The sequence below is a fragment of the Photobacterium damselae subsp. damselae genome (genome assembly GCF_038086725.1).
In the GTDB taxonomy this organism is placed as follows: Bacteria; Pseudomonadota; Gammaproteobacteria; order Enterobacterales; family Vibrionaceae; genus Photobacterium; species Photobacterium damselae.
In genome coordinates this window covers 884,897-899,496 of the sequence record NZ_CP146971.1, presented here as the reverse complement: position 1 = coordinate 899,496, position 14,600 = coordinate 884,897, and the positions used below count along the sequence as shown (strand labels likewise).

The 14,600-nt window shown below is 36.1% G+C and carries 13 protein-coding genes; 2 read left to right on the top strand and 11 right to left on the bottom strand.

Going from position 1 to position 14,600, the window contains the following annotated elements; all coding sequences use genetic code 11:
• The gene (locus tag WAX86_RS18695; RefSeq protein WP_115061070.1) at positions 1-915 is read right to left on the bottom strand and encodes a LysR family transcriptional regulator; all 915 of its coding nucleotides are present in this window, start codon (positions 913-915) and stop codon (positions 1-3) included.
• Between the two features lie 156 nt (positions 916-1,071).
• Between WAX86_RS18695 and WAX86_RS18690 the strand changes: the two genes are divergently transcribed.
• Positions 1,072-2,328, top strand: a complete 1,257-nt coding sequence (locus WAX86_RS18690; RefSeq protein WP_065171263.1) for an adenylosuccinate synthetase — start codon at positions 1,072-1,074, stop codon at positions 2,326-2,328.
• An 86-nt stretch (positions 2,329-2,414) separates the two neighbouring features.
• On the opposite strand, the gene efeB is transcribed toward WAX86_RS18690, so the two are convergent.
• The 6 genes from efeB to WAX86_RS18660 all read right to left on the bottom strand — a co-directional run bounded on the left by efeB (position 2,415) and on the right by WAX86_RS18660 (position 7,783).
• Positions 2,415-3,653 (bottom strand): iron uptake transporter deferrochelatase/peroxidase subunit, encoded by a 1,239-nt coding sequence (efeB, locus tag WAX86_RS18685; protein WP_341489475.1) that lies wholly within the window; start codon positions 3,651-3,653, stop codon positions 2,415-2,417.
• A complete protein-coding gene (locus WAX86_RS18680; RefSeq protein ID WP_341489474.1) occupies positions 3,643-4,542 on the bottom strand; it encodes an EfeM/EfeO family lipoprotein in 900 nt (299 codons plus the stop codon). The genes efeB and WAX86_RS18680 overlap by 11 nt, the downstream gene beginning before the upstream one ends.
• The gene (locus tag WAX86_RS18675; RefSeq protein WP_237030369.1) at positions 4,539-5,369 is read right to left on the bottom strand and encodes an FTR1 family protein; all 831 of its coding nucleotides are present in this window, start codon (positions 5,367-5,369) and stop codon (positions 4,539-4,541) included. Before WAX86_RS18675 ends, WAX86_RS18680 begins: the two co-directional genes overlap by 4 nt.
• A gap of 71 nt (positions 5,370-5,440) precedes the next feature.
• Positions 5,441-5,782, bottom strand: a complete 342-nt coding sequence (locus tag WAX86_RS18670) for a cupredoxin domain-containing protein (protein ID WP_107200343.1) — start codon at positions 5,780-5,782, stop codon at positions 5,441-5,443.
• A gap of 56 nt (positions 5,783-5,838) precedes the next feature.
• On the bottom strand, positions 5,839-6,396 hold the full coding sequence (locus tag WAX86_RS18665; RefSeq protein ID WP_341489473.1) for an iron transporter: 558 nt from the start codon (positions 6,394-6,396) through the stop codon (positions 5,839-5,841).
• A gap of 361 nt (positions 6,397-6,757) precedes the next feature.
• Positions 6,758-7,783: an isoaspartyl peptidase/L-asparaginase gene (locus tag WAX86_RS18660; protein WP_341489472.1), complete on the bottom strand. Its 1,026-nt coding sequence runs from the start codon at positions 7,781-7,783 to the stop codon at positions 6,758-6,760.
• A gap of 302 nt (positions 7,784-8,085) precedes the next feature.
• On the opposite strand from WAX86_RS18660, the gene WAX86_RS18655 reads away from it, so the two are divergent.
• Positions 8,086-9,063 (top strand): nucleoside hydrolase, encoded by a 978-nt coding sequence (locus WAX86_RS18655; RefSeq protein WP_237034207.1) that lies wholly within the window; start codon positions 8,086-8,088, stop codon positions 9,061-9,063.
• 108 nt (positions 9,064-9,171) lie between these two features.
• On the opposite strand, the gene WAX86_RS18650 is transcribed toward WAX86_RS18655, so the two are convergent.
• The 4 genes from WAX86_RS18650 to WAX86_RS20325 form a co-directional block, all read right to left on the bottom strand.
• The gene (locus WAX86_RS18650) at positions 9,172-10,719 is read right to left on the bottom strand and encodes a cryptochrome/photolyase family protein (protein WP_341489806.1); all 1,548 of its coding nucleotides are present in this window, start codon (positions 10,717-10,719) and stop codon (positions 9,172-9,174) included.
• A gap of 398 nt (positions 10,720-11,117) precedes the next feature.
• The gene (locus tag WAX86_RS18645; protein WP_341489471.1) at positions 11,118-13,307 is read right to left on the bottom strand and encodes an FUSC family protein; all 2,190 of its coding nucleotides are present in this window, start codon (positions 13,305-13,307) and stop codon (positions 11,118-11,120) included.
• Positions 13,304-14,212, bottom strand: a complete 909-nt coding sequence (locus WAX86_RS18640) for an HlyD family secretion protein (protein WP_065171271.1) — start codon at positions 14,210-14,212, stop codon at positions 13,304-13,306. Before WAX86_RS18640 ends, WAX86_RS18645 begins: the two co-directional genes overlap by 4 nt.
• A gap of 18 nt (positions 14,213-14,230) precedes the next feature.
• Positions 14,231-14,446: a DUF1656 domain-containing protein gene (locus WAX86_RS20325; RefSeq protein ID WP_081282956.1), complete on the bottom strand. Its 216-nt coding sequence runs from the start codon at positions 14,444-14,446 to the stop codon at positions 14,231-14,233.
• Between the last annotated feature and the right edge of the window lie 154 nt (positions 14,447-14,600).

Here is a 14,600-nt window from a genome sequence, read left to right as displayed (position 1 = left end):
TTATTGAGATTTTTGGATCTCTTGATCTACCCAGCCAAGCAGTTGTTTGATCGCTCGTGACAATACCTGATTTTGGCGAACAATATAGCCTAAGCTGGTGGTTGGAAAATCGGGTAGCGGTGTGATTTTTGTCTTTAAATCGAGTTTGGAGTGAACTGAAAAAGCTGGAATGATAGCAATACCAAAGCCCGCTTCAGCCCAGTCTATTTGTGCATCTACGCTGCCTACTTCCATAATGCGATATTTCGGTAAGTTTAAGCTTGGTAGCGCTAAATCGATTAAATCCCTTGTACGAGTATCATGACCCAATAAAATTAATGTGGGTTCGTCAGCGGTTAAAATTTCCTCTTCCGCTGATATTGTTGTTATTTCCCTATTTTCAGCAAGCGTCTGCCATTGCTGGAGTCCATTTCCTAACGCACACCATTTCACTTGTCGTAACTCTGTAAAATGTAGCGGTTGACTCTCTTTTTGCGCGATAACAAATCCTAAATCGGCTTTTGCACTTTTTACCAGCTCAGCCGCTTGTGATGAGGTGGTATTAAATAATGAAAGATCAATGCCTGGAAACTCTTTGCGAAATGATTGAAAAGGGCCAATAAGAAGCAGGCGTGAAATAATATCACTAGCAGCAATAGATAAGGTACCTTGATTTAACTCATTGATAGCATTGAGATCAGCCTGACAGATTTGCAGTTCCATTAATGCATTTTCAGCGCTGGCTAATAGTCTTTCTCCCGCTTGAGTAAGGCGAAAAGGATTTCTCTCAATTAACTTTACTCTTGTCACTTGTTCTAGCTGTTTAATTTGCAGGCTTACATTAGGTTGGGTCATATGAAGCGCGATCGCTGTTTTCCCAAAATGTTCATATTTTGCCAAAGTAACAAAAGTATTTAGCCAATTAAGATCTAACATCTATTGCTCTCTCATTGGATATATTTCAAATCAGTATGCCGATAAATTAAACTTTACGCTCATATGGAATCCTTATCAAGATTATAAAGATTATTAATTTTTCTTATTCTCATGGTAGGCATACGATAACTCCATCGCTTTTAAGGAGAGTTAATCATGTCGTCTATTGTTGTTGTTGGTGCAAACTGGGGTGATGAAGGTAAAGGTCGTATCGTAGACTTTTTGGCTGAAAATGCTTCAGCAAGCGTTCGTTTCCAAGGTGGTAATAACGCAGGTCATACTGTTGTTAATGATTTTGGTACATTTAAATTGCACCAACTACCAAGTGGCGTGTTTAACCCTGACTGTATTGCAGTGCTAGGCCCTGGCATGGTAATCAGCCCTGAGTTACTTTCTCAAGAAATTGCTGAAGTTAAGCAATCTGGTGTCGAAATTAAACTTTGCATCTCAGATCGCGCAACTTTCTGTCTTCCACTCCACGCTTTAGAAGACACTCTAGAAGAAGCTCGCTTGGCAGATCGTGCTTATGGTTCTACTCGCCAGGGCATTGCACCTGCATATGGTGACCGTGTAATGAAAAAAGGTATTCTAGTGGGATGGTTAAAACAACCTGAAGTACTAGAAGAGCGTATTCAGTTTTGGTTAGATTGGAAACTGCCTCAGCTTAAAGCGCTATATCCAACCTTTGAGTTTACCCAAACGGCAGCAGAGATGACACAATGGTTATTGGATGTGTCTGCACCATGGCGTGATGCGATTTGCAACGTTACGGTTCCACTTAAAGAGATTCAAGCAAAAGACGGTAATTTACTGTTTGAAGCTCAATTAGGTGCAGGTCGTGACCTTGTGTATGGTGAATACCCTTGGACAACATCATCGAATGTGACTTCTGCATATGCAGGTCTAGGCGGTGGTTTACCTGCTCTACGTCCAGAGCGTGTTGTTGCTGTCGCAAAAGCATTTAGTTCATCTGTAGGTACTGGCACACTGATTACCGCGATGGAAGAGCAAGATGCCTTCCGTGAAAAAGCTAACGAATTCGGTGCAACAACAGGTCGTCCTCGTGATATGGGTTACTTTGATGCTGTGGCAACTCGTAATGGTGTTGAACTCCAAGCCGCTACCGAAGTGGCATTAACGAAGATTGACTGCTTAACCGGTCTTAAAGATCTTAAAATCTGTGTTGCATACGATGGTAATCACAGTGAAAACCCAATTTGGCCACAAACCGCGTCTCTAGCACCTGTTTATGAGCAGATGGAAAGTTGGGAAGAAGATATTACAGGTTGTCGTACATTTGAGAGCCTACCAAAAGCAGCACAGCAATATGTGCTACGTATTGAAGAACTCATGGGTGTGCCGGTATCAATGATTTCGGTAGGCCCAGAGCGTGAACAAATGATCCTTCGATAGTTGTTCACATCGGTTGTTTGAGACACAACCATTATGGGAATGGCACAAGGCCAGGGCAGGAAGCTCTGGCCTTTTGTCGTTTTAAATTAACTGATATCAACAAAAAGAGCTTTTGCTAAATAGTCCGAATTATTTTTAACGCCAGGTAAAGTAAAATAGTAGCCACCTCCAAATGGTTTGATATACCTTTCTAAAGGTTCGCCATTTAAACGATTTTGAGTATCAATAAATCCGGTTTTTAAATTTTGCTGGTAGGCAACAAAGATAAGTCCCATATCTAACATTCCTGATGCGTTGACACCTAGGCTGTAGCTAAAACTTCTTCGACGTAATTTTGCAGTATAGCGATCTGGATTTCTGGGCTCTGCTCGGCGTATGTGAGAATTGAATAAGATACGATCACCATGAGGATCACTTTTGTAATCAGGAGAGTCATACTCGTGTTGCTTTCCGATTGGAGCACCACTATATTTGTGGCGGCCAAAGTCATTTTCTTGATCTTCAAGGGGGGTTCGATCCCAAAAATCGAGATTAAAACGAATTAGTCGAATTGCTTGGTAAGAGCCACCAATACACCAATTTTTATCTCTGCCTTTATTATTAACCCAAACCAATTCTTCCATCAATTGCGCGTTATCAGCAGGAGCATTACCTGTACCATCTTTAAAACCAAATAAATTAATTGGCGTTGAATTGTTGTCCAAGTCGCGAGAGGGTAAAAAACCATCTATTTTCCATTTTGGAGCCATGAACATTTGTGTATGCTTTATCAGATCTCTAACGGCATAGATAACGCTTTCAGGGCTATTTGCACATATCTGTAAAATAATATCGCCACCACACCACTTTGATTCTAGTCTATCATTTGGAAAGCTCGTCATTTCTTTGAGATAAGATGGTTTTAAATCATGCAAATTAAAGCGCCCATCAAACAAAGAGTTGCCAATAGATACGGTAATAGTGAGTGCATCTGGATTGATATGACGACCTAAGAGCCCACTCTCTTCAGGTGGTAATCTATCCCTATTAATAGGAATATTAACATTATAATTTTTTGTTAGAATACCAATCCTGGATGTGATCGTAATAAACAAATTTTTTAAATCTTGCTTAGATTTTGTGGTTATATCAAAAGCAATAAAGGTTGCATTTTTTTGTTCTTTAGTAATAACACCTGCCTGATGCAACCCTTGAAATGGAATCTCTTCATCATATTTTGTGTGTGTTTTATTAGCCCCGATTGCAGGTAAACTTATAGAGGCACTACCTAAAGCAATTGCTTTAATAGCATTTCGACGAGATAAATCTAGATTGTTATTTTTCATTATTTTCGACCTCGAACTTATGATATACATTGATTTTTAATAAGGAACGAATAGTGGCAAGTAAATCCGCTTGAGTAGAAAGTAATGAGTACAATTTATTTTTATCATTTATGGTTAAATGTTTAAAAGGTAAGTAAATATTATTATTTTTATATTCATTAAGTACCGATGTGATTCTCATGTTATTATCATCTAATATTTTATAGCTATCTTTTGGTATGAAAGGTTTTAATAGTGTTAATATTTTATAAGATGATTCAATATTAGCATGTAGATCATTTAAGTCTGAGTTGCTATATATATTCTCTTTTCCTGCTAGATTTACTTCAATAGCTGTTTCAACAAAATCACCAGATGATTGTATGAGTTTAGTTATTTCAATAGTTTCAATACTTAAGCGTTCTTTTATATCTGTCAAGTTATAAATAAGATCATCGGTTGCAGACAATACCTGATCTTTATTGTTAGTTTTGAATAAAAGATATTCAATCAAATGAAATCCTTTAAATCGCCAATCGTTTCTACCTTGTATGAAATAACTTTCTCTTGGATCGAGAATGCGATCACTATCACCAAAGAGCATGACAATTGGTCTGGTCATCACATAATTATTATGTGCTAGAATATAAAGTTTTTTTGCCTGAGTAATATTGCCTTGTTTGACTTCATATTGTAATTTCTTAAGATTTATAATAGATTGAGATATTTTCTCTTTAGTATATTTCATGTAATAAGCAATAACATTATGATACTTGTTTGGTGTAGGAATATCACCTTTTGAAATAATAAAGCTATCACCTGTTTGTGGCTGAGATCTAAGCGCTTTTGCTTGAATTATATGAGTGTAGAATAATAAAATTATCATACTTATTATTCTGAGGTTTTTCATGATTTTTTCCTCAATAAAAATAAATGTATTATGCTTGTCCAATATATAATTAAAGTAATAGCATTTAGCACAATCGGCTGAGAACGATAGGCGAAAAATGACGATAGCAAGCTCCCTATAATACCTGAATCATCAATAAATCCACTTGTATTCCAAATAGGGTAGAATAACTCATTTGGAATATTGAAATCAAATTCAAGTAATAAATTTGCTAGTCCATCAATTCCTTTAATTAATAAAGATAATGCAATGAACAATAATATAACACTAGTTGTATTAAAAAATAATTTCCATGGGATATAATGATTTAATCGAGAAAATAAGTATATTGTTATAATAGCAGCTAAGATACCTAAGCTTAAAGATGATATAAAATCAAAAATAGTTGTCATATTAAGAGACATTATAAAACTGGATAAAAATACAACTAATTCACTACCTTCTCTAGTAATGGAGATAGCGACTATTAGGCTTATACCGAACCAACTGTTATCTTTACTTTTCTCTGTAAGATCTGTTTCAACATTATTTTTCATGGATGAACCATTTTTCTTCATCCAATAGACCATTTGCACAATGAGACAGCAAGCTGTGATTTCCATAATAATCATGAATATAGATTGGCTTGTATCATCAAGAAAGTTAAATAATCCATATATTGCCATCGCAAGTATAATTGAAAAAATTATGCCTAAAACAACCCCATACCAAAGATATTTTATTCCATTTTTAGCATCAGGTTGTCTTTTTATCCAAGCATAAATGATACTAATCAATAGTAACGCTTCAATACTTTCGCGCCACATAATAAAAATTATTTGTTCCATTTTAATTAATGCTCAATATCGAGAATGTTGTGTCTATCAAATTGATCTGTCTTATGAATTTGATAGTGGGTTTATTGTTCTATGGCAATGATCATCCCTTTGGGTTGATCTAAATGAAAATCATCAAAAAATGTGTATGTACCAGACCTTAGAGGAGCAATAACGACAACGGATCTCGCTCCTGGAGCTAAAACTTTCTCTTTTCTTAATTGCGTACTTTCAAATTCCGCAGGTTGATTTCCTATGTTTTTAACTTCAACTCGGATGATTTTTCCAGTAGGAACAGTAAAGCTAAGAGGAGTAAAAGTACCATTATTCATTTGAAGTTTAATGGTGTGTTTATCAGCTGCAGAGGCATTTAGTGTGGTTATTGAACTAATAACTAAAACAGCATTTAACAAAAACTTTTTCATTTTAATCACCGTTGAAATAGGGGACATTATTGTCCCCAAATCTAATTTATAAGTTATTAATAACTGCCCTTTCGACCTATGCCTGCATAGTCAAATTCCCAAGAAATATCAAAAGGTTTAAACCAAGGAGCAACACCTGTTTCTTTATCTATGTGGCGATAAAATGGTGCCTTTTTATTATGAGATGGTGGGTAAATGGTAAAAGTAACCTTGTATTTTCCTGTTCCGTTTAGCTTAATATTTTTACCATAATGGGGACCATCACTAGCGACCATAGGCATAAACTCTCCCGTTTGGGTAATTTGTTTTTCTCCTAATTTTGTTACTTTATATTTGATTGTTAGGTATGGAATCCAATCTCCTTCTGCAAAGCCATTCGGATTTTCTTGAACTGCATGAATATCTGCTTCTAAGTGGATATCTGATTTGGCTGCTGGAAGCCGCTCAATAGAAGTGCTGTGTTTTTCTCCATCCATAGTGATAGGTTGCAAATAAACGCCTTGAATTTCCATTCCATCTTTAATAGTTGGTTGTCCTAGAGGGTATTCTTGAGCCAAGGTGGTTGCAGAAAATAAGGCAAAAGCAGCAGTCATTGAGGCGTGTGACAGTTTCATTAAGTTCTCCTTTTTATAATGATATTGATTCTCATTAATGTTAACGTAGATCTTAATGATTCTTTTTATTATTTATTGAGAAGTTATTTTTATGTAATGAAACTTATATAAAATTTCTTTATAAACAATGAGGTGAGATAGTAAATGCTGTTTAATGTTATTATTTTGTATTGCTTTGTTAAAATATAACTTGTTACAAGTAACCATTTAATGGTAACAAACATGAAATATATGCTATTTGTTGATTACTCTGTTGAGTATTGAAGGATGAAATATGATGTTGATGATTAATATCGAAAAAGGCGAACCATCTTGACTCACCTTTGATTTCGATCTTAACTTGAGTTGATTCGGTTAAATATTAATTCTTATAAATAGCTACATGGGGAATACCGTCATTACCAATGGTGCCTCGATACATACCAGCAGAGTTAAATTCCATTGTGTAATTACCTTGCTTATCAAGTACGATTACACCTCCAGAACCATCAATCGATTTCACATCATCTAATGCATTTTTTGCCGCTTCTTGCAACGATACGCCCTTATATTTGACTTGTGATGCAATGTTGTAAGCTGTAAGAGTTCGAATAAATTTTTCCCCTGAACCTGTTGCAGATACGGCTACAGTTTCGTTATCTGCATAATTACCTGCACCAATAAGTGGTGAGTCACCAACACGGCCGTAACGCTTATTTGTCATTCCCCCTGTTGATGTACCTGCGGCAAGATTACCTTCTTTATCTAGTGCTACAGCGCCAACGGTGCCATACTTGTAGTCATACATCATAGGATCGGCAAAAAGTGCTGCAGTTTTACCATCATGATCAAGCACCACTTGTTCTTTTTCGATGGCTTTTTGCAATTGCTGCCAACGAAAATCAGTTTTGAAATAAGACGGATCGACAGTCTTAATGCCATTTTCAGCTGCAAATTTCTCAGCACCTTTTGATACCATTAATACATGTGGACTCTTAGTCATCACAATATGCGCAGCATTGATGGGATTTTTAATATTTGTTACACCGGCAACGGCTCCTGCCATTAAGGTTTTACCATCCATGATTGAAGCATCAAGTTCATTTTTACCTTCATGGGTAAATACGGCACCTTTACCGGCATTAAATAATGGGGAATCTTCCATTACATTGATTGAAGCCATGACCGCATCAAGACTGGAGCCTCCCTTGTTTAAAACTGCATAACCAGCTTGAAGGGCTTCTGACAATTTTTGTTGATATTTTTGCTCTTTTTCAGGGGTAATAGTCTCTTTTGTAATTGTGCCTGCACCACCATGAATCACTAAGCGGATTGGTGATTCTTCTGCAAACGAAGATAGTGAAAACGTAGCGCTTAAAATAGCAATAGATAATGTTTTTAGTTTCATGTTGTTGTCATCCTTTACTTGTTTACTGAACATTATCATGCTTTTAATTAACTATTTATTCTAAATTTACTTAAAATTTTAGTATTTAACAGAAGATCTCACCAGATTGAAACGCACTGGAAACGTTTAACTATTTATATGTAGTTCTTAGCAGTTTTTTCTAGTTTGTTATGTGTTTTGTTACTTATGTGGAAAGAGGCGGGTGGAAGTTGTCTTTTATATCAAGAGATAGGATATATCACAGTTATCGCGATTAAAATTTTATACCCTTCCTCTTTGTTTTAATAATGACTGTGATTCTTATGATGAAGAAAATCATTTTAGATACCGATCCTGGCATTGATGATGCTATGGCTATTTTGTTTGCTGAAGCTCATCCAGATATTGATTTAATGGCTATTACGACTGTGTTTGGTAACGCGACTATTGAGAATGGCACTCATAATGCGTTATATCTTAAACAGCGATTTCAAATGAAAGCAGATATAGCAAAAGGTGCTCGACAGCCTCTTATGAGACCACCTGTTGGTCCTACTGAAATTGTGCATGGTAAAACGGGGTTGGGTGATTTCCATGCCCCTGAATTAATCGATAAAACGATTGATCTTCGTCCCGCCTACCAATATATAATTGAAACGATTCGAGCTAATCCTCAAGAGATTACTTTAGTCGCTGTTGGCCCTTTAACTAACCTTGCTATGGCCATTCAGGCTGCTCCCGATATTGCCGGTTTAGTGAAAGAGGTTGTTATTATGGGTGGTGCTTTTGGGGTTAATGATCATAGAGGTAATGTGACCCCCTACGCAGAAGCAAATATTCATGATGATCCTCACGCTGCCGACATTGTTTTTTCTGCCTCATGGCCAGTAAAAGTTATTGGATTAGACGTGACAGAAGAGAGCTTTTTCTCCGGCCGATATTTAGATCAACTTCGAGATCATGCGGGCTCTGTAGGACAATTTATTTGGGATATCAGTCGTTATTACTTGAGGTTTTACTCAAATAAAGTTGGTTTAGATGGCTGCCATGTTCATGATCCATCTGCAATTGCCTATGTTATTAATCCTGATTTATTTTCATTTCGTTCCGGTGCTGTTCGGGTAGTATGCGAAGGGCCTGCAGAGGGTATGACGGTTCAAAAATTTGACGATAAGTTTTATCCTATTGATGAATGGTCAATACGACCATCACAGCAGGTTGGTGTTGATGTTGATGAAAAGCAATTATTAGCTCTTTACCAGCAGACTATCGTTAACTATTCATATCAATTTGAACAATAAAGAATGTCGTACTTCAGGGCTGAATTTAGCCGCTAAGTATTAATGATGTTTGTAGGCAGTCTTTAATTTTTTAGTATTTTCGTTTAGCTTGATTATAAAGACTGCTTATTATAAATGTTCTAGATTTGCCAAATAATACTGTGCTGTATCTAAAATAGCCTGTTTTTGCTTATCGTCCATATTATCCCAAGCTCTTAATATCATTCTGGTTCTTGGGTTTTTGGCTAATAATAAGTCATGCTTATTCATAAAATGCCAATAGAGACTGTTTAAAGGGCAAGAGTTTTCCCCATGGCGAAGTTTGATGTCATATTTACAGTGCTTACAATAATCACTCATTTTGTTGATATATGATCCGCTAGCGCAATAAGGTTTAGTACCAACTATGCCACCATCTGCAAATAGAGCCATTCCGCGAGTATTAGGGAGTTCAACCCATTCAATCGCGTCGACATAGATCCCTAAATACCAATTGTCAACTTCGCTAGGATCAATTTCTGCTAATAAACAAAAATTTCCTGTTACCATTAATCGTTGGATATGATGCGCATAAGCAAAGGAAAGAGATTGTTGGATAGCCTCCCGTTGACACAGCATTTTTGTATCGCCATTCCAGAAGAATTGCGGTAAAGGACGCGATGAATTTAATGCATTCTTATCTTTATATTTAGGCATGTTTACCCAATAAATAGCCCTAATATATTCTCGCCAGCCTAATATTTGACGAATAAATCCCTCTATTTGTGCGATATCGATATTATTATTTTTTTGTTCAAAATGACTGATAGCGATATTCATGACTTCTAACGGAGAGAGCAATTTGCAATTTAGACAGAAAGAGAGACGACTATGGTATAGAGACCATTTAGCAGATGGAGATGTATGAGTCATTGCATCTTGAAATTGGCCAAAAAAGGGTAAGCAAACCTGACAAAAATGGTTCAGAAGTGTGAGTGCTTGTTGTCGATTAATTGGCCATAATAATACACTTTGTTCATCTCCTATTGTTTTTATTCGATGTCGGTTAAGTCGTTGTACAATTTCAGATACATCGTTATTAAAACACAGAGGTTGGGGAAGATTTTTAATATCAATGGATTTAAGTTTTTTTCTATTATTCTTATCAAAATTCCATTTCATTCCTATCGGTTTATCTACTTCCATTAATATATTAAAACGTTTACGCATTCTCCTATAAAAGTGTTCCATAACAGTATGTTTATCTGCAGTAAATTGTTCGCTTATTTCTTGGCGACTTAAAAGAAAGTGTTCACTATCAACACATGCGATTGAGCAAGGAAAAGAATATGCTTTTATCTGGTTATCAAGACGATATTCATCCGGTTCCTGATATTCGAATTTTTCAGCTTTGGTTTCTTTTATATAAACTTCAATAAGTTGAACTAGGTTTTTATATTGTTCTGTTTCATCTAATGTTAAATATAAAACGTGATGACCTTGCTGTGTTAGTTCTTGTGCAAACTCTTTCATTGCAGCAAAAAATGCGCATACCTTTTGAATATGATGTACGACGTAATCAGTTTCTTGTTTTATTTCAATAAGTAAATATAGAGTAGAGTGGTCTATATTACGAAACCATGAGTGATGGATATTAAGCTGATCACCTAAAATTAACCTTATAGTTTTATATTCCATCATCACTATACCTTTAAGTTATATATTTTTAGATTAAATACTAATAGATAGGTTTTAATTATTATAGTGCTAAAAATGTAAGGAATACTTTTTTGTGATTGCCATTTTATTGACGTTTTATTGTGCATGATATAGTCAAAAGAGGGATGCTGTAGTATGCTATATGTTATAGATTAGTAAACAAGGAGTAGTTGCTATGAAATGTCAACAATGTGGGTCTTTAGATGTCAGACGGTTACGACGTAGTATTTTAGAGCGTGTATATATCCGTAGAATTTTTGTTTGTAATGAATGCAGTCATATTCAAAAAGAGCACAAGTATATAAGAGATTAATAGATGAGTTCTTTTCTAAAATAAAAAGTCACCACGCGCGGTGACTTTTATAATAAATAGATTTTTATAAAGAAAAAGGGGATAATTTTAGTTGATAGAGTTGCTGGGTGGATATTTGCGTACTGACCTCTTTAAGAGATTGAATAAAAAGTAATAAAGAAGTAATTAACTGATAGTTCTTGTTGATTTCATCTACTGTAAAAACAGCATTTAATGCTGATAAGCTTTCGTTATGCCTATAGCTAATTAAATATTCTTGTAGAGCGCTTAATGTAGCGGTATGAGTTGTTGAAATTTTTTCATGGATCATACTGGTACGCATAATATTTGCCAGCTCAGTTAAACTCTCGACAATTAATCGATTAATTCCTTCACTATATTGTTTCTCTCTCCAGTTATTATAATTATCCTCAAATGATCGATAATGAAAACATGCTCGATAAGCAAGATTAAGTACATTTTCTACTTTATCTTTATCTAGATCATTATAGGCAGACCAATTTATCTTGGTACTTGCCATTTCAGCTAAAGAAACAGCCTGAACAGGAGAAGATAACTCTAGCGAGATCAGGCTATGTGTTTTTTTTCTTAGTAACTTGTTTATTTTAAAGTACAAACGGATTCGAAATTGAGTTAGTTGACGTAAAAAAACAAACTCTGGTTGACTTGAAAAAATGCCGTTATAAATCCAAAAAATGATAAGTAGTGCGATGGATAATAAGGTTATTGTTAATAGAGATGTCTCGATATTGTAACTCGGGGTTAATTGAATCGCGCTCGTTGTCATAAGCATTAAGGTTTGACAACCAAGTAAACGATGAAAAATCTGTTGAGGTTGATTGAAGTAAAACCAAAGGCTGAAGACATTAATAAAATAGAACAGACCAAGCTGCCAAAGGTGACTCAAATGCGGCAAGATAAATGTATATTGGAGGAGAGCTAAGGCTGCCCAACAAATCATGTGAAGCAATATATAGCGTGGGCTTACAAATGGAAGAGATAGAGCAACACTACCGAAGATTAAGCTTAGCATTACGATCATCGCACCGCCTTGCATGGGTACATAGACCCACAAAGCAACGCTTATCCAAAAGATGATCAAGATTTTAAGTACATTAATCAGACGCTCAGAATCAAAAGTTAATGTTAATACTGATGATTTGGTTGGTTTTTTGGGGTGAGCTTTTGACGGTTTATCATTTATTATTGCTTGAATAAGGTTTTGATACATCTGCTCTTGAAGCGTATCCATTTTCAGTAAATTTTCAGCCAACATTCTTAGCGCCCCATGTTGAGAATTGCGGTTATCTAGTAACGATTCAAGGGTAAATGTATAGCTTGATTTTGCGGTAGTATTGTTAAGATACTGGCGAAGATCATCCATTGTCGAGTGTGGATGTTCTACTGTATATTCCAGTAAGGTAATGGAGTTGCTGTATCGGGTTTTAAGTTGAGTAAGGATCTCAATAAGATCTTCTTTTTGCTCTTGGGTAAATGGAGTATTAATTAAATTGATAGCTTCAGATAGATGACCGCTTAAAAGGATCCATTGATTTTGCTGTTCTCGAATGCTATCCCAAACGGTAAATTCGCTACTAACTTGATAACTATCACTTTTTGCAGCTTGTAGTAAATCGTCTATACGGGCTAAATATTTTAAGCCATCTCCCCAAGAAACGTTTTTGCTAAGCGTATTATTCTCTTGAAGACTGTTGATCGCCTGTTCTATCTTATCTAGCTTTGTTTCAGCATTATTTTTTAACGTGTTAAGCAGCGTTATTCGACTTGAGACTGGGCTAAAGATACTAAAAACGAAGCTAAAACACAGTACACCTAAAATAGTTTCTTGTAATCGCAGGGCGGCAATTGTAAATGTTTGCTCTGACGTCATTTTTCCCATCACAATAATGACGCAAGAAACCATTAATCCCATGGTCCATGCATAACCATTTTGGGGGTTACTCTGCTGATAGATGCAGACAGCAATAATGAGCGAATAAACAACTAAAAAAGCAAGTGGTTGCTGACCAAATAAACCCACCAATATAAAAGCGATGATTACCCCGGCACAGGTACCCAATAGTCGAAGACGACCTTTTTTGAGTGAATGGCCATTCGTTTCGGTTGCAGCCATTACAATCACAGCAAAGGCAGCCCAGTACGGTTTATTCCAACCAAACGCTAGAGCAATAACAATAGCCAGAGTGAGTGCAGAGGCAACTTTTAATGGCATGATCCAGCGTTTAGATATCATATTACCTCCTCAATCTGCTGCAATAGGGCATTTTGAGCCAAATGTTTTTTATGAATCACAATTGATGCTGACGAACCAATACGAAATTGAATATCTTGCGGAACATGATCTAAGCGAATACGTACAGGAATACGTTGGGCAAGACGAATCCATTGAAATGTTGGATTAACGTTCGGTAAGAGAGAATTTCCAGTACTACCATCTTTATGAGCGATACCATAACCTATGCTTTCGACATAGCCTGATAATGGTTGATCACCATAAGCCATTAACGTAACTGTCGCTTTATCGCCTGTAGTGACATCGCTGATATCTGTCTCTTTAAAGAATCCGTCAATCCAGAAACTGTGTTTATCGATAAGAGCAACGACTGGCTGATTGGCAACAACTTGACTGCCAACATTTAAGTTTAAGTTTGTGATATACCCATCGACAGGAGCTGTAACTTTAGTGAAGCTTAAATCTAGTTTGCTTTGATCATAAAGAGCTTTTGCAGCTTCTACGCCTGCTTGGGCTGCTGTGACAGTATTTTTTTGTTGAACTAAGGTGATTTTTGATATCGCTCCTGGTTGGCGCAGAGCCAGTTGGCGACCTCGATTCGCTTCATCTTTAGCTCGTTGCAACTGTGCTTTAGCTTGGTCTAAGTTACCTTTGGCTTTTTCTAGAGCTGTTTTGTATGTCCTCGGATCCACAGTAAAGAGAACCTGGCCAGCCTTAACTTGACTATTATCTTTAATATTAAGGTGGATTATAGGACCTGTAACACGAGGGGTAATTTGAACAATTTGAGCTCGGACCAGACCATCTCGAGTCCAAGGGTTCATCAAATATTGTTGATATTTCCAACCTATGGCCATGAGAGCAATAATCACAAAGCAACTAGTAATAAGTAAACGTTTGAACATGGATCTTCTCTATTATTATTATGATGGAAAGATAAAGGTACTGATTAATACGGTGTAGATGACTGCAATCGATAACTCGACTAAGGGAGGGCTCGATACGTATTTGTACCATTTGAATGTATTGAATATTCGAACAGTAATAGAAGTACAAATGATCGCAACAAAGCCTGAAATTAGTAGAGGTGGAAAGTAAATTTCTCCGATAGCAATCTCTTTCGGGATGAGATCTAACATAGTTATGATTCGCTATCTAAATATTGATATTTATTATCTCTTTGATATTGGAAGTGATAATAGTCACATTTTTCTGTGAGATAAATATACACTTATGGAATACAATAGAAACTGTGAGTTTCGAATAGATACCATTATCTGAACTTTTAGATAG

What these genes read in the sequence shown, in the direction of transcription:
- WAX86_RS18695 (WP_115061070.1), bottom strand. Translation starts at nt 915, where the DNA reads ATGTTAGATCTTAATTGGCTAAATACTTTTGTTACTTTGGCAAAATAT.
- WAX86_RS18690 (WP_065171263.1), top strand. Translation starts at nt 1,072, where the DNA reads ATGTCGTCTATTGTTGTTGTTGGTGCAAACTGGGGTGATGAAGGTAAA.
- efeB (WP_341489475.1), bottom strand. Translation starts at nt 3,653, where the DNA reads ATGAAAAATAACAATCTAGATTTATCTCGTCGAAATGCTATTAAAGCA.
- WAX86_RS18680 (WP_341489474.1), bottom strand. Translation starts at nt 4,542, where the DNA reads ATGAAAAACCTCAGAATAATAAGTATGATAATTTTATTATTCTACACT.
- WAX86_RS18675 (WP_237030369.1), bottom strand. Translation starts at nt 5,369, where the DNA reads ATGGAACAAATAATTTTTATTATGTGGCGCGAAAGTATTGAAGCGTTA.
- WAX86_RS18670 (WP_107200343.1), bottom strand. Translation starts at nt 5,782, where the DNA reads ATGAAAAAGTTTTTGTTAAATGCTGTTTTAGTTATTAGTTCAATAACC.
- WAX86_RS18665 (WP_341489473.1), bottom strand. Translation starts at nt 6,396, where the DNA reads ATGAAACTGTCACACGCCTCAATGACTGCTGCTTTTGCCTTATTTTCT.
- WAX86_RS18660 (WP_341489472.1), bottom strand. Translation starts at nt 7,783, where the DNA reads ATGAAACTAAAAACATTATCTATTGCTATTTTAAGCGCTACGTTTTCA.
- WAX86_RS18655 (WP_237034207.1), top strand. Translation starts at nt 8,086, where the DNA reads ATGATGAAGAAAATCATTTTAGATACCGATCCTGGCATTGATGATGCT.
- WAX86_RS18650 (WP_341489806.1), bottom strand. Translation starts at nt 10,719, where the DNA reads ATGGAATATAAAACTATAAGGTTAATTTTAGGTGATCAGCTTAATATC.
- WAX86_RS18645 (WP_341489471.1), bottom strand. Translation starts at nt 13,307, where the DNA reads ATGATATCTAAACGCTGGATCATGCCATTAAAAGTTGCCTCTGCACTC.
- WAX86_RS18640 (WP_065171271.1), bottom strand. Translation starts at nt 14,212, where the DNA reads ATGTTCAAACGTTTACTTATTACTAGTTGCTTTGTGATTATTGCTCTC.
- WAX86_RS20325 (WP_081282956.1), bottom strand. Translation starts at nt 14,446, where the DNA reads ATGTTAGATCTCATCCCGAAAGAGATTGCTATCGGAGAAATTTACTTT.